A 14927-nucleotide genomic window follows, 5' to 3' on the forward strand; every position below is an offset into this window, starting at 1 on the left:
GATTATAACGACATAGTCGATCAATGTTGTAGGGCTTGGAACAGCTTCTGCGAAGACACAAGCCGAGTCATTTCATTATGCTTTAGAGACTGGACTAAATTGGAAACTTAATTAACGGAATTGGTATCACTTTTAATGTAACCTTTGATGTAACCCTACTCTAGCGCTTTAAATTTGAGGTTATATCATGGCGAAAACAGTCCCCCCTTTAAATGATACTCAAATTAAAAATGCTAAACCTAAAGATAAAGAATATAACCTAGGTGATAGTCTTGGCTTAACGCTAAAGATTAAACCTAATGGCACTAAATTATGGTGGTTTAATTATCTTCGCCCAATTACAAAGCAAAGAGCAAATCTCAGCCTTGGTAATAACTTTATCTATGAACGATATTTTACTTTTTACTTTGTAGCTGTAATTGCTAATCCCAACCTCAGTCATTCTTAGTTTTGCTTTATGTCGAGTGATCTTACTGACAGGAAATGGCAGTTGATGTGCTCTCGAACTATCTGCGTCAAGGATGATGTTTAGGTGTTTCTGGTTAATTGTTGTTGAATGTCTTGGGTCGTCTACAAACTGCAATAATGGGTAGTTTAATACTCCTATTTCAAAAGACATATTTCGATAAAGGCTATCTTGTGGGGTTGCATTAGTTTTAACTGCTTGTGTTTTGAATAGGGTGCTCTTTTTGCTCGATATTGCCCGTCTTCATAAAGCGCGTCATAAGTTTTTATTCCACTAAGCTGTATTACTTCAATTTTATACTTAAGCATGTCGAACATAAGTTTGGGTTTGATACTGTATTCGATACTTAGCGAAAGTGCCTCTTCTTCATTCTCTGAAGAGGATAAGTAGATTCGAAATACTTCTCCCATGCTGACTTTGGCGTTAAGTGTTCCTGTGATTGGCTTATCTGTCATGACAAAAAATAAATCTTTTTTTATGTGTCATTAGGGAACGCAGGAATAATGCATTCGTCCTTTGTATGATATTCATAATTTGGAATAATATGGGTCCACCTAGGTTCAATAGACCTAGTGCCTGCTATTTTTTCTTTATTAAGTGTTACTGGCTTTGTGGCTGTAATCGTTAATATTCCTAATGCTTTTATTGGATGATGCGGATTAATTATAGTTCTATATGGCTAAGTATAATTACCGATCACTTTTAATTGATTGGATAAACATACAAGCTTAAAGCGAAGTGATAAATAGAGAAAAACCAGGTAACTTACTAGTCATTAGGTAAGTTTTGCACTTAGTCTGATTAGATAATCTTTACCATAGGGACCATTTTCAATATCTTGTTCAAGAAAAGGAGGCAAATCTTTAACGTACTCATCAGAGAAAAAGGCAATACCGCAAGCGATGGATGCTACGCTATCCGTATCACCACCAAGATTAACCGATTTATCAAGCACTTCTTTTAGAGAGCTAGACTGAGATAACACGGTTAACACAGCGTCAATGGTATCAATCGCATTACACTCTGTTCGGGTAACTTTATTGTTTGTGAATATTTCGTTGGTTTGTTGGCAAATATAATCAAGCAAGCCAGCTTTTTTGCCTAAATTATTAACAAAATAGTAAACAGCCAACGCAACTGATTGTGAGGCGACAATCCCTTCATACGAATTATGTGTTACTTGAGCCTGAATCCTCGATTTTTCCAGCATCTCTGTTTTATCTTTAATCAAACCTAATGGTACCGAACGCATCGCAGATCCATTTCTAACACTATCAGAACTAATATTTTCAATAAATTCCGTTGATGTTTCTGTATTCAATAAAAAATGATAGAAATCTCCGGAATAAGATCGGCGAGGATCGCGTTTAAATGCTTTTAAAAAGTACTCGGCTACTAGATGTTCACTCCATGGGCCTCTCTCATTAACCATTAATTCAGAAATAGCGATCGACATCTGAGTGTCATCTGTATAGCAACCGGCTGGTGTTTTATCTAATGGTGCCTGATGATACTTTGTAAGGCAGTGGTTCTTTTTAATATACTCATCTTCAGTAAATTCAAATCCTGCACCGTAAGCATCGGCCATTGCGATTACTAATAACATTTATTTGTCCTTTTGCTTTTTGTATGGCGAGTGCTTTGTACTGTTAAATAGCCAAGTTCCTCTCATCCTGACATTGTATTCAGCAATCACCTTTTAGAAAACTACTGAGCCTTTAGATTGGTGGCGGGATCATGCTTTTGAATTTTACATGATGTTCTATTGCTCCTAATTGTTGTATGGTATTGATATGTAGGTGATATTTTGTGACTCTTGTTTAATTTGTTTTTCAACGCATTCTTAAAGGATTATTAAATGCACCAGCTCACCCTAGCGAATAATTATCGAGCCGACCTCGTCAAATCTCAAAATATCCCACTGCTCATTGAGTTAACCAAAAAAGATATAAATGACTTCGATAAGCAATTAGATAACAGCATCAAAACCAACTTTCCATTTGCTGTGGCACAAACAATCTATGATGATGAGCTAAGCAATAAAACCACCAATATCATTGCCATTGATGGGGACAGTTATGAACAGGGTGAACGTTTTTATCTATTAGAAACACTATTAGATCAGCTGACTCTTGAGCTGAAAGATATTAAAAATATTGCCACATTAAAAGAGGTGCTCAAAGCTGTTCTGGTTAAAACAATTCACTTCTTTGCTATAAATAGAATTTTTTTCTGCGAAAAACTTATTAATGTAATTGCTATAAGTTTAATCTTTGATCATGCAGATAAAGTGATAGTGGGTGAGATGAGCTAATTCATTATGAAAAATTAGTTTGCCCACTAAACATCATGCTTATTAAACCTTCTCTTAAAGCGCCATTAGATAGTTGCATTGTATTGATCCCTAATGATTCAAATAGTGCAATTAAAATGGCTAGTCCGCTAGCAAAAACGGGTTCTCTAGATTTCTTTAGTCCTGCAATATTAAGTGTTTTAATTGATTGGTTTTGTATGCATTGCTGCTTTATTGCTAACAGTAATTCATAGGAGAGATGTTCACTAAGTTTTTGTTTTTGATTCACTTCATTAACGGCTTGAATCGTGCCGGATGCGCCGAGTGTTAATTGCCAATCGTACTTGGTGTATTGTGGTTTGACATCTACTATGACTTGTTTGGCTGCGTTAATTGCATTGCTAAAGTTGTATTCATTAAGTAAGCCATCTGCAAAATAATGATTTAGCCAGGTAACACAACCAATATTTAGGCTATTAGCAACATGAACATCATGACCTTTACCTAACACTAATTCTGTACTGGCCCCACCAATATCTAAAACCAACAACTGTTTATCTGTTTTTTCAGTGAAAGAAACCCCTTTGAAAATAGTTTCTGCTTCTTGGATACCGGAAATAAGATTAATAGGTTGCTCAAGTATTTGTTGGGCTTTACTTAAGAACTCTTGATTGTTAACGGCGATCCGCAATGCTGCAGTTGCTGTAACAAGAAGACAAACAGGTTGGATTTCATCTAGCAGTTTTTTGAAGTTTTGTAGGCAAATCCAACCTTTTTCCATGGTAGCTTGATTCAGTTGTTTTTGCCCATTTAATCCAGCAGCTAAGCGCACTTTTTGCTTATGCTTTGATTGCACATTAAAACCATTATCTTGCTTGGTAACTGTAAGCATGTGAAAGCTATTTGAGCCTAAATCTATAATGGTATAACGTGCTGCTGTCATATTATCTTTTATGTGACCTATGGTAATTGTCTTTGCGATTATTTGGATGAACTTTGTATTTAGTTACTTTCATCACCGGCAGAGAGTCTAATAAAGAATCTTTGTCATATTCGCTTACTGGGATCGTATGCTTAATATACTCTTCTATTGCAGGTAAATTAAACACATATTTTTCACAAGCTAAGCTAATTGCTAAGCCTTTTTCACCAGCACGACCAGTACGGCCAATTCGGTGTACATAATCTTCGCAATCATCAGGTAAATCAAAGTTGAATACGTGTGATACTTTAGGAATATGTAAACCACGCGCGGCTACATCTGTTGCAATTAAAATATCAACATCGCCGTCAGTAAACTGTTTTAAGATTTGTTCACGTTTTTTCTGAGGTACATCACCTGTTAATAAACCTGCACGATGACCGTCACCGGCTAAATAACCCCATACTTTTTCACAAGCATGTTTGGTATTAGCAAATACAATGGCTTTTTCTGGCCATTCATCTTCCATCAAGCTTAATAACAACAGCATTTTTTCTTCATTTGATGGATAAAAAAGTTCTTCAGTAATATTGGCAGAAGTCATTACTTCTGGTTCAATTTGTACATGTTCAGGGCTATTCATGTGTTCAAACGCAAGCTCTTGCACTTTATGTGACAAGGTTGCTGAGAATAGTAAATTTAAACGCTGATCAGCAGCTGGCATGCGACGGAATAAATAACGGATGTCTTTAATAAAGCCTAAATCGAACATACGATCTGCTTCATCTAAAACAACGCTTTGTATAGAATCTAAGTTAATAATACCTTGTTTAACAAAATCGATAATACGACCTGTTGTGCCAATTAAGATATCAACACCTTTTTCTAATTTATTCTGTTGAATTTCAACTTTCTCGCCCCCATATGCTAAACCAAGGCGCAAAGAAGTAGATTCTGAAAGTGAAACTGCATCTTTATGGATTTGAATCGCAAGTTCACGCGTAGGTGCTAATATAATAGCCCGTGGCTGGTTCTTGCGGCGATTTTCAGGTGCTTTGTTAATTAATAGGTGATTAAATACGGCAGGTAAAAAGGCCAATGTTTTGCCTGTTCCTGTTTGAGCTTGTCCTGCAATATCTTTACCTAATAAGGTAATAGGCAGTGACAAAGCTTGAATAGGTGTACAGTATTCAAAACCTTTAGCGGTTAAACCTGAAAGTAGACTTGGCTCTAGAGGCAAGTCTGAAAATTTTGTTTGAGTTAGGTGTGTTTTATTCATTTGCAGAGCATAGCAGTTTATACTTGCAATAAATATTGAGATCGATTCAAATATCAAAAATATATTTTGCTAGTGAGCATGTTATAGTAACTTTTTACTAGTAAATCTTTTTCTGGAGATAAAAATGAGCGAAAATATTGTAACTTTAAGTGATGCAACTTTTGACACTGACGTTGTAAATGCATCAGGTCCTGTATTAGTGGATTTTTGGGCTGAATGGTGTGGTCCTTGTAAAATGATTGCCCCAATCCTAAGTGAAATCGCTGTGGAATATGCAGGTAAAGTCACTGTTGGTAAATTAAACATTGACCAAAATAATGAAACACCACCTAAGTTTGGTATTCGTGGTATTCCAACATTATTATTATTTAAAGATGGAAAAGTAGCTGCAACTAAAGTTGGTGCTCTTTCTAAATCACAACTTGTTGAATTTTTAGACGCAAACGTTTAAAGATTTAGTTTAGAATGAAGGTTAAATTAACCTAACTAATCTTCATTCTGGACAGCTTCGATTTTTAATGCTACCTTTACGCTCAAATTATGAGCAATCCCGACTTTATCTTACTCTATCCATTTACTCCTAAATATCAAAAAGACTTATGAATCTAACCGAATTAAAAAATACGCCTGTCTCTGAGCTTGTTGAGCTCGGCAGTTCAATGGGGCTGGAAAATTTAGCCCGCCTAAGAAAACAAGATATTATCTTCGCAATATTAAAAGCCCATGCTAAAAGTGGTGCTGATATTTTCGGTGCTGGTGTTTTAGAAATTTTACAAGATGGTTTTGGCTTCTTACGTAGCTCAGATAGTTCTTACTTGGCTGGCCCTGATGATATTTATATCTCTCCTAGTCAAATCCGTCGTTTTAATCTACGAACGGGTGATAGTGTTGAAGGTAAAATCAGACCCCCTAAAGAAGGCGAACGTTACTTTGCATTATTAAAAATTATTCAAGTTAACTTCAACAAACCTGAAAACTCTCGTAACAAAATCCTATTTGAAAACTTAACACCTATCCATCCTGATGAGCGTTTCCGTTTAGAAAATGGTAGTGGTAGCACTGAAGATATCACTGCACGTATTTTAGATTTAGTCTCACCAATCGGTAAAGGTCAACGTGGTTTGATTGTTGCTCCGCCAAAAGCGGGTAAAACAATGTTGCTACAAAATATAGCGCAAAGTATTTCAATTAATTATCCTGATGCTGAATTGATTGTTTTATTAATCGATGAGCGCCCGGAAGAAGTAACAGAAATGCGTCGTCTAGTACGTGGTGAAGTAGTGGCATCAACTTTTGATGAGCCTGCAAACCGTCACGTTCAAGTAGCTGAAATGGTTATTGAAAAAGCAAAACGTCTTGTTGAACACAAAAAAGATGTGGTTATTTTATTAGATTCAATTACTCGTTTAGCACGTGCTTACAACACTGTGATCCCAAGTTCAGGTAAAGTATTAACCGGTGGTGTTGATGCTAATGCATTACATCGTCCTAAGCGTTTCTTTGGTGCTGCTCGTAATGTTGAAGAAGGTGGTAGTTTAACTATCCTTGCAACAGCACTTATCGATACCGGTTCTAAAATGGATGAAGTTATCTATGAAGAATTTAAAGGTACGGGTAACTCTGAAATTCACTTAAATCGTAAATTAGCTGAAAAACGTGTTTATCCTGCTATTGATATCACTCGCTCAGGTACACGTCGTGAAGAGTTACTTACTAAAGCTGATGAATTACAACGTATGTGGATTTTACGTAAAATTGTTCATCCAATGGGTGAGATCGGCGCAACTGAGTTTATGATCGACAAATTAGGCTTAAGCAAAACTAACGATAGTTTCTTTGATGCGATGAAAAATCAAAAATCAAAATAAGTTGGTCTTGCATTCCCGATTAATAACGCTACTTAGGTAGCGTTTTTTTTACTTTTAAAATAATACCGATGATATATTAAGTAGGTGAGCATGAAGTTTGATGATTTACGTGATTTTTTAAATCAATTAGAAGAAAAAGGTTTATTAAAACGTATAACCCAAGAAATTGATCCGCACTTAGAAATGACAGAAATTTCTGATCGAACTCTGCGTGCTGGTGGCCCTGCTCTATTGTTTGAAAATCCTAAAGGTCATGAAACACCTGTTTTAACTAATTTATTTGGTACAACTGAACGTGTTGCTCTTGCTATGGGGAAAGACGATGTTAGTGAATTACGCCAAGTAGGTGAATGGTTAGCTTATTTAAAAGAGCCTGAACCACCTAAGGGAATTAAGGCAATGTGGGAAAAGTTGCCTATTTTCAAACAAGTTTTAAATATGCCAACAAAACGAATGAAGTCTCCAGCTTGTCAAGAAGTTGTGATGCAAGGTGATGAGGTTGATTTAACCCAATTACCTATTATGACTTGTTGGCCGGGAGATGTTGCTCCTCTTATTACTTGGGGATTAACGATTACTAAAGGCCCATACAAAAAACGCCAGAATCTAGGTATCTATCGCCAACAACTTATCTCTAAAAATAAAATCATTATGCGCTGGTTATCGCATCGTGGTGGAGCGATTGATTATCGTGAATGGCAAGAAGCTAACCCAGGTAAACCATTTCCAGTTAGTGTTGCATTAGGGGCTGATCCAGCCACTATTTTGGGCGCAGTGACACCTGTTCCTGATACTTTATCTGAATATGCTTTTGCGGGTTTATTACGTGGTTCTCGAACAAAAGTAGCAAAAAGTTTAAGTAATGATTTAGATGTCCCTGCAACAGCGGAGATTATTCTAGAAGGTTATTTAATGCCTGGAGAGGAAGCGCCTGAAGGACCTTATGGTGATCATACTGGTTACTATAATGAGGTTGATGATTTCCAAGTCATGACAGTGACTCATGTAACAACGAGAAAAGCTCCTATTTATCACAGCACTTATACTGGCCGTCCACCGGATGAGCCAGCTATTTTAGGTGTGGCATTAAACGAAGTATTTGTGCCTATTATTCAGAAGCAGTTTCCTGAAATTGTCGATTTTTATCTACCACCTGAAGGTTGTTCATATCGTATGGCAGTGGTTTCAATTAAGAAACGTTATCCTGGCCATGCTAAACGAGTGATGTTAGGCATTTGGTCGTTTTTACGTCAGTTTATGTACACCAAATTCATTATTGTGTGTGATGACGATGTGAATGTTCGAGATTGGAATGATGTGATGTGGGCAATTACCACGCGCATGGATCCAAGCCGTGATACTACCTTAGTTGATAATACACCGATTGATTATTTAGATTTTGCATCACCAGTTTCTGGCTTAGGATCAAAGATGGGTTTAGATGCAACGAATAAGTGGCCTGGTGAAACAACTCGGGAATGGGGAGTGCCCATCGTTATGGATGAAAAAGTAAAAGAAAAAATAGATGGTCTTTGGAATGAGTTAAATATTTTGTCATAATGGCAATGTGGCATAATTGTTAACTAATAACAATTTCGCCACACTTTTGTTCAAGCTATTGCTTCCAAATTAGAAAAGAGAAATGAATGCCACAAATGACTTGTAATGTTGCTTCTGTTGAGAAGCTAAACGCGTTTTTATACCGTATATTTTTATCACCAACCTGCACGGCTCATTTTAAGGCTGGACAATATGTATCAGTGATTATGGGAGAAGGTGATAAACGTCATTTCTCTATTGCCAATATCCCTTCAAATGAGTTAATTGAATTACATATTGGTGCAACGCCTGATAATCAGTATGCAATGCAAGTTGTTGAAAAAATGCAATCAGGTGAAACGGTGGAAGTTGAAATTGCTAATGGTGATGCATACTTGCGTGAAGACTCTGCTCGTCCAATTATTTTAATGGCTGGTGGAACTGGGTTTTCCTATGTGAAATCACTATTAGAACAAATTGTTGAGTCAGATATAAAGAACCCAGTTTATTTATATTGGGGGGTTAAAGAGTATTCTCATTTCTATTTTGAGGAGCAAGCTAAACAATGGGCAAATGAACATCAAAATATTCATTTCCATCCAGTTGTTGAACTTCCTGAAGTACATTGGCAAGGTAAACAAGGTTATGTACATCAAGCTGTATTAGAGGAGTTTAATGATTTATCTACCTTTGATATCTACGTGGTCGGTCGTTTTGAAATGGCTAAAGTAGCACGTGAAGATTTTATTAAAAAAGGTGCCTTGATAGATCATATCTACGGTGATGCTTTTGCATTTATTTAACTAATTTTAATGAGTGATAGCAAACAGTTGTTATCACTCCTGCTTTTATATTATTCATATCAGTAACCAGTTATTTTCTAGTCTATTATTCTTTGCTGAACTAATGCCAATTACAGTAAATAGCTGGTCTATTTTACTGGTTAAAACAACTCACTTCTTTGTTATAAACTTCGTAAATGGAGCAACCATTTATTTCAATTTACACCTCGAATTGAATTGTTTTTTATGTGCAAAATTTAGAACACATACTTAATGTGATTGGTATGATTGGTTTGTATCATAAATTGGTGTAAATCTACTCGCTGTAATAAGTAAAAACAGGTAAAATGCGGCATCCATTTTATAGAGAATTAAACCATGCCAAGTAACGCAGATAAATTTAGTGATATTCGACCTTATAATGATGCAGAGATACAGCCAGCTATCCAGCGCGTTATTAATAGTGAAGAGTTTATTAATGCGATATTAGGTTTTCGTTTTCCTAAGTTGTCTAAATGTTTAGGCTTTATACTTAAACCATTATTACGTAAGTACTTTTTGTATAAATGGGGAAGTATAAAAAGCATTGATGAAATGCAGCAAGTTGTTGGTGTTTATGTTCAGCATATGATTGATTCTACAACAACTAAATTTACCTATTCAGGTTTAGAAAATCTTGATCCAACTCAGAACTATTTATTTGTTTCTAACCATCGTGATATTGCAATGGATCCTTCTTTTGTTAATTGGGCTTTATATTCAGAAAAATTTAAAACAGTACGTATTGCCATTGGTGATAACTTATTAAGCAAACCTTATGTTTCTGATTTAATGCGTATGAATAAAAGCTTTATTGTAAAACGCTCTGTTACTGGTGTAAGAGAGATGATGAAATCGTTATCGCATTTATCTGATTATATTTGTACTTCATTAAAAGACGATAGCAGCATCTGGATTGCACAAAGAGAAGGGCGCGCAAAAGATGGTTTTGATAAAACAGAGCCAGCAATTATTAAGATGTTTTATGTTAATGGTAAAAAACAAAAAGTGCCTTTTGCTGAATACATTAAATCATTGAATATTGTACCTGTTGCTGTTTCCTATGAATTTGATCCTTGTGATCAACAAAAAGCTCGTGAATTATACGAAAAAGCAGAATTTGGTGAATATCAAAAATCTGAATTTGAAGATATTGAAAGTATTGTTAGCGGTATTATTGGGCAAAAAGGTCATGTTCATGTTGCTTTTGGAACGCCATTAAGTGGTGATTTTGAAAATGCAGATGAAGTGGCAGAAGAAATTGATACACAAATTTACCAACATTATTTCTTACACCCTTCTAATTTGATCGCGGCAGAGCAAGATGTTGATAATATATCAGCACAAGATATTCGCGCGTTTAAAGCCCATATTCAGGCTGTAAAACCTGAATTGCAAGAAACGGTATTAAAAATGTACGCAAACCCTGTGAGACACTATATAAGCTGAATTTAAAGGCAATATAGCACTTGTTATATTTTGTTATGCACATTCAATAATTTGTTGAATGTGCATTTTTGTTTTTAATAGGTTGTATATCTATCTGAAAAATAAAGCTTAATTATTAGGTTTTGTTCTATCTCAATTTTTATTTAAATTAACTAACAGAGTTATCCACAGAGTGCTGTACATTGAGAGTGAATGGGCACTTACTTTTTAAACCCTATCCTTAGGTGATTATTAACTAAAATAATTATCAATAGCTGCGTTAGCTTTACTCTTCATCGAACTTTTATAATTGCTGAATATAACAAAACGTGATCACTATTTTGTGCCGTGTAGGTATACTAGGAACAATTTTATTTGATTGGTAGTTAATTTATGGCTGTAGTCCCTGAAAACCCTTTTGTACTTGTTGATGGCTCTTCTTATTTATATCGTGCTTTCTTTTCTCCTCCACATTTAACTAATTCAGCAGGTGAAGCAACGGGCGCTGTTTATGGTGTTGTAAATATGCTACAGAGCTTGCTAAAACAGTTTAGTCCAAGCCATATTGTGGTTGTTTTTGACGCAAAAGGTAAAACTTTTCGTGATGATATGTATGGTGAATATAAAGCTAATCGTCCAAGTATGCCTGATGATTTACGCAGTCAAATAGAACCTTTGCATGCAGTTATTAAAGCAATGGGTTTACCTATTTTAACAATTCCTGGTGTTGAAGCTGATGATGTGATTGGTACTTTGGCTTTACAAGCAAGTCAGATGGGCATTAAAACGTTGATCAGTACTGGCGATAAAGATATGGCTCAGCTTGTTGATGAACATACCTATTTGATTAATACCATGACCAATACCATTCTAGATGTAGAAGGTGTGAAAGAAAAGTTTGGTATCCCACCTGAAATGATCATCGATTATTTAGCTTTGATGGGTGACAAAGTCGATAATATCCCGGGTGTGCCTGGCGTTGGTGAAAAAACGGCATTAGCTATGTTACAAGGTTTAGGTAACATGGATTGTATCTATGAGAATTTAGCTAAGTTAGCTGGTTTAGGCTTTCGTGGCAGCAAAACCATGGCTAAAAAGATGCAAGAAAATGAAGCAATGGCGCGTTTATCTTACCAATTAGCAACGATTAAATTAGATGTTGAATTAGATCAAACTTATCAAGATTTTAAACCGACTCCTCAAGATACAGATGCATTAGTGAAATTATTTGGAAAATTAGAGTTTAAACGTTGGTTATCTGCATTATTAGCGGGAGATAATTTAGTTGCTAAAGCTTCATCAGCTCAAGAGGGACAATCAATTACACCTTCTACGCTAGTTAAATCCATGGTCAATCGTGACAGTTACAAAACGATTTACACTAAAGGGCAGTTATTACAGTGGATTAAAAAATTAGAGCAAGCAGAGTTATTTGCTTTTGATACTGAAACAACCAGCCTAGATTATATGCAGGCAAAAATTGTTGGTTTATGTTTTGCGATACAAACTAATGTTGGTGAAGAAGCTGAGCCTATTATCGAAGCTGCTTACTTACCATTAGCACATGATTATATTGATGCTCCTGCGCAACTTGATTTACTTGATACACTTGAATTATTAACGCCTTTATTAACGTCAGATGGGCATAAAAAAGTTGGGCAGAACTTAAAATATGACCGCAGTGTTTTATTAAATCATGGTATTACTTTAGGTGGCATTGCTTTTGATACCATGCTTGAAGCTTATGTATTAGACAGTACAGGCAAGCATGATATGGATACCTTAGCTTTAAAATATCTAGGTCATAAATGTATTAGTTTTGAGGATATTGCGGGTAAAGGTAAAAAACAGCTAACTTTTAATCAAATTGCTATTAAAGAAGCTGCACCTTATGCAGCAGAAGATGCTGATATTACGTTGCGTTTACACCTTGAACTACAGCGACGCTTACAAGAAACTCCTGAGTTATTAACCGTATTAGATGAAATTGAAATGCCTCTATTAACGGTATTATCAAATATCGAAAGAGGTGGTGTTGAGATTGATAGTGAATTATTAGGTGCTCAGAGTGTTGAAATTGCTAAACGTTTATTAGAGTTAGAAGAGCTTGCTTATGAAGAAGCTGGTAAACCTTTTAATCTTAGTTCACCAAAGCAATTACAAACAATTTTGTTTGAAGAGCTAAATATTCCTGTTATCAAGAAAACACCTAAAGGCGCACCATCAACTGCGGAAGAAGTGTTGCAAGAGTTAGCATTAACTTACCCGCTACCTAAGTTGATCATAGAGCATCGAGGTTTAAGTAAATTAAAATCGACTTATACTGACAAACTACCGTTAATGGTGAACCAAGAGACAGGTCGAGTTCATACTTCTTACCATCAAGCAGTAACAGTTACCGGCCGTTTGTCATCAAGCGATCCAAACCTACAAAATATTCCTATTCGTAGTAGTGAAGGGCGCCGTATTCGACAAGCTTTTATTGCTCAGTCTGGATATAAAATTGTTGCTGCTGATTACAGCCAAATAGAATTACGTATCATGGCGCATTTATCGCAAGATAAAGGTTTATTAACGGCTTTCTCATCAGGTAAAGATATCCATAAAGCAACAGCGGCGGAAGTTTTCTCCGTTGAGTTAGATGAAGTTACAACAGACCAACGTCGTAGTGCAAAAGCGATTAACTTTGGTTTAATTTACGGCATGAGCGCATTTGGTTTAGCTAAACAATTAAATATTGGTCGTCAAGAAGCACAAACTTATATGGATCGTTATTTTAGCCGTTACCCTGGTGTATTAACGTATATGGAAGATACTCGCCTTGTTGCTAATGAAAAAGCGTATGTCGAAACTATTTTTGGACGCCGCTTACAACTGCCTAATATCAATGCTAAAAATGGTATGTTGAAAAAAGCAGCTGAACGCGCTGCCATCAATGCTCCAATGCAAGGAACGGCTGCTGATATTATTAAAAAAGCGATGATCAACATGGCGGCTTGGGCAGAAACTAAACCTACAGGCTCTGTACAAATTTTAATGCAAGTGCACGATGAATTAGTTTTTGCTATTAAAGAAGAATGTGTTGAAGCTTATACTAAAGAAATTCAAGATATTATGGCAAAAGCTGCGGATCTAGATGTGCCATTGATTGCTGATGCTGATGTTGGTGATAACTGGGATGAAGCACATTAAACTTGAAGTAAATATAAAATTCTTAAATTATATTTAATGCTTTAAAAACTTATTATTACCCTCAACAGATACTTTTCTGTTGAGGGTTTTTTATGCGATTTAAAAAAATTATTTATACCAGTTGCATTAAGTTGTGATCTATTTACTGTGATTGGTATTACCAATACAGTTTTTACAGATCCCATGTGCTTCTAATATTTTATTGGTGATCTTAAATCCAAATTGTGATGCTTTTGATGAGAAGGTTTCATCGATAATTGGGTCACTTAGTTCAATTACCTGCTTACAATGATCACAAATTAATAGCTGCATTGGGTGCTCACAACCTAAATGGCAGCACATTAAATATGAATTTAATGATTCAATTCGATGAATAAAGTGATTCTCTAATAAAAAGTCCAGAGCTCGATAAATAGTTGGAGGTTTAGCGTTACTATCAAAGTCTTGTAATTTAGCTAATAAATCATAAGCAGATATTGCCCCTTTATGTTCAGCCATCAAGGTAAATACTTGTTGACGAACAGGTGTAAAGCGCAGTTTTTTAGACTTACAAATATCAATAGCGCGAGCAAGTAAAGGATGTGGCATATAGGCGTACTTTTATCAGTGAATGAAGCAATATAATAACATAGCCAAGCAAGTTGCAGAGATTGAATTAATCGCGTGAATCACAGACTGATTATTTTAAAAGAAAATAATTGTAGGTATTAAGATATTTATTTTGGATTACTCATTGTTGGGTGTTGGTATTTTCCTGCACGTTTTTGTGTTTGTGTGGGTGTTTCTCCAAATAAATGTTTGTAATGGGCATTAAATGTTGCGAGATGAAAAAAACCAAAATCTAAGGAAAGGTCTGCTATTGCAATGTCATTTTCGTGATTTAATAAAATACGTCGTATTTCGTTCAAGCGGCAATCTCGGATATATTGGATAGGTGATATACCAAATCCTTGTTCAAATGAATATTGTAAAGTTCGTCTACTCACATTGGTTAGAGACTGTAATAAAAACTGTGTAACTGCTTATTTATAATCCTACTATTTGGAAAAGGATAAGCAGTTATGGATCAGAAGCAATTAGAAGCGTTTGCTCGTGAAGCCGCGAAAACATTAAAAACAG

The 14927-nt window shown here is 35.6% G+C and carries 14 protein-coding genes; 8 read left to right on the plus strand and 6 right to left on the minus strand.

What is annotated here, in order from left to right; all coding sequences use genetic code 11:
* The first annotated feature begins 187 nt into the window (after window positions 1-187).
* Window positions 188-448, plus strand: a complete 261-nt coding sequence (locus E2R68_RS13410) for an integrase arm-type DNA-binding domain-containing protein (RefSeq protein ID WP_134278189.1) — start codon at window positions 188-190, stop codon at window positions 446-448.
* A gap of 155 nt (window positions 449-603) precedes the next feature.
* On the opposite strand, the gene E2R68_RS13415 is transcribed toward E2R68_RS13410, so the two are convergent.
* Complete coding sequence (locus tag E2R68_RS13415; protein WP_134278190.1) at window positions 604-921, minus strand: hypothetical protein; 318 nt, start codon at window positions 919-921, stop codon at window positions 604-606.
* Window positions 922-1241: 320 nt separating this feature from the next.
* On the minus strand, window positions 1242-2072 hold the full coding sequence (locus E2R68_RS13420; RefSeq protein ID WP_134278191.1) for an ADP-ribosylglycohydrolase family protein: 831 nt from the start codon (window positions 2070-2072) through the stop codon (window positions 1242-1244).
* 252 nt (window positions 2073-2324) lie between these two features.
* On the opposite strand from E2R68_RS13420, the gene E2R68_RS13425 reads away from it, so the two are divergent.
* Complete coding sequence (locus E2R68_RS13425; RefSeq protein WP_134278192.1) at window positions 2325-2780, plus strand: hypothetical protein; 456 nt, start codon at window positions 2325-2327, stop codon at window positions 2778-2780.
* A 4-nt stretch (window positions 2781-2784) separates the two neighbouring features.
* Here E2R68_RS13425 and E2R68_RS13430 read toward each other — a convergent pair whose 3' ends face one another.
* Together E2R68_RS13430 and rhlB are read right to left on the minus strand one after the other, a co-directional pair.
* Window positions 2785-3702 (minus strand): Ppx/GppA phosphatase family protein, encoded by a 918-nt coding sequence (locus E2R68_RS13430; RefSeq protein ID WP_134278193.1) that lies wholly within the window; start codon window positions 3700-3702, stop codon window positions 2785-2787.
* A 1-nt stretch (window position 3703) separates the two neighbouring features.
* A complete protein-coding gene (gene rhlB, locus E2R68_RS13435; protein WP_134278194.1) occupies window positions 3704-4960 on the minus strand; it encodes an ATP-dependent RNA helicase RhlB in 1257 nt (418 codons plus the stop codon).
* Between the two features lie 124 nt (window positions 4961-5084).
* Between rhlB and trxA the strand changes: the two genes are divergently transcribed.
* The 6 genes from trxA (at window position 5085) to polA (ending at window position 13808) form a co-directional block, all read left to right on the plus strand.
* Window positions 5085-5411 carry a thioredoxin TrxA gene (trxA, locus tag E2R68_RS13440; protein ID WP_134278195.1) on the plus strand — a complete coding sequence of 109 codons (327 nt, stop codon included), beginning with the start codon at window positions 5085-5087 and terminating at the stop codon, window positions 5409-5411.
* A gap of 148 nt (window positions 5412-5559) precedes the next feature.
* Window positions 5560-6828 (plus strand): transcription termination factor Rho, encoded by a 1269-nt coding sequence (gene rho, locus E2R68_RS13445; protein WP_134278196.1) that lies wholly within the window; start codon window positions 5560-5562, stop codon window positions 6826-6828.
* A gap of 90 nt (window positions 6829-6918) precedes the next feature.
* Complete coding sequence (ubiD, locus tag E2R68_RS13450) at window positions 6919-8388, plus strand: 4-hydroxy-3-polyprenylbenzoate decarboxylase (protein ID WP_134278197.1); 1470 nt, start codon at window positions 6919-6921, stop codon at window positions 8386-8388.
* Between the two features lie 86 nt (window positions 8389-8474).
* Window positions 8475-9170 (plus strand): NAD(P)H-flavin reductase, encoded by a 696-nt coding sequence (fre, locus tag E2R68_RS13455; protein ID WP_134278198.1) that lies wholly within the window; start codon window positions 8475-8477, stop codon window positions 9168-9170.
* A 357-nt stretch (window positions 9171-9527) separates the two neighbouring features.
* A complete protein-coding gene (locus E2R68_RS13460) occupies window positions 9528-10637 on the plus strand; it encodes a 1-acyl-sn-glycerol-3-phosphate acyltransferase (RefSeq protein WP_134278199.1) in 1110 nt (369 codons plus the stop codon).
* A gap of 372 nt (window positions 10638-11009) precedes the next feature.
* Complete coding sequence (polA, locus tag E2R68_RS13465; RefSeq protein WP_134278200.1) at window positions 11010-13808, plus strand: DNA polymerase I; 2799 nt, start codon at window positions 11010-11012, stop codon at window positions 13806-13808.
* A 138-nt stretch (window positions 13809-13946) separates the two neighbouring features.
* Here polA and E2R68_RS13470 read toward each other — a convergent pair whose 3' ends face one another.
* Window positions 13947-14396 carry a transcriptional repressor gene (locus E2R68_RS13470; protein WP_134278201.1) on the minus strand — a complete coding sequence of 150 codons (450 nt, stop codon included), beginning with the start codon at window positions 14394-14396 and terminating at the stop codon, window positions 13947-13949.
* 128 nt (window positions 14397-14524) lie between these two features.
* A complete protein-coding gene (locus tag E2R68_RS13475) occupies window positions 14525-14794 on the minus strand; it encodes a helix-turn-helix domain-containing protein (RefSeq protein WP_134278202.1) in 270 nt (89 codons plus the stop codon).
* Window positions 14795-14927 lie beyond the last annotated feature (133 nt).

Origin of the sequence: Psychromonas algarum, from assembly GCF_004376845.1 — a bacterium.
GTDB lineage: Bacteria > Pseudomonadota > Gammaproteobacteria > Enterobacterales > Psychromonadaceae > Psychromonas.

Excerpts from the sequence above, each read along its gene's own strand:
- E2R68_RS13415 (WP_134278190.1), bottom strand. The coding sequence starts at position 921 with ATGACAGATAAGCCAATCACAGGAACACTTAACGCCAAAGTCAGCATG.
- E2R68_RS13420 (WP_134278191.1), bottom strand. The coding sequence starts at position 2,072 with ATGTTATTAGTAATCGCAATGGCCGATGCTTACGGTGCAGGATTTGAA.
- fre (WP_134278198.1), top strand. The coding sequence starts at position 8,475 with ATGCCACAAATGACTTGTAATGTTGCTTCTGTTGAGAAGCTAAACGCG.
- rhlB (WP_134278194.1), bottom strand. The coding sequence starts at position 4,960 with ATGAATAAAACACACCTAACTCAAACAAAATTTTCAGACTTGCCTCTA.
- ubiD (WP_134278197.1), top strand. The coding sequence starts at position 6,919 with ATGAAGTTTGATGATTTACGTGATTTTTTAAATCAATTAGAAGAAAAA.
- E2R68_RS13430 (WP_134278193.1), bottom strand. The coding sequence starts at position 3,702 with ATGACAGCAGCACGTTATACCATTATAGATTTAGGCTCAAATAGCTTT.
- E2R68_RS13460 (WP_134278199.1), top strand. The coding sequence starts at position 9,528 with ATGCCAAGTAACGCAGATAAATTTAGTGATATTCGACCTTATAATGAT.
- trxA (WP_134278195.1), top strand. The coding sequence starts at position 5,085 with ATGAGCGAAAATATTGTAACTTTAAGTGATGCAACTTTTGACACTGAC.
- rho (WP_134278196.1), top strand. The coding sequence starts at position 5,560 with ATGAATCTAACCGAATTAAAAAATACGCCTGTCTCTGAGCTTGTTGAG.
- polA (WP_134278200.1), top strand. The coding sequence starts at position 11,010 with ATGGCTGTAGTCCCTGAAAACCCTTTTGTACTTGTTGATGGCTCTTCT.
- E2R68_RS13410 (WP_134278189.1), top strand. The coding sequence starts at position 188 with ATGGCGAAAACAGTCCCCCCTTTAAATGATACTCAAATTAAAAATGCT.
- E2R68_RS13470 (WP_134278201.1), bottom strand. The coding sequence starts at position 14,396 with ATGCCACATCCTTTACTTGCTCGCGCTATTGATATTTGTAAGTCTAAA.
- E2R68_RS13425 (WP_134278192.1), top strand. The coding sequence starts at position 2,325 with ATGCACCAGCTCACCCTAGCGAATAATTATCGAGCCGACCTCGTCAAA.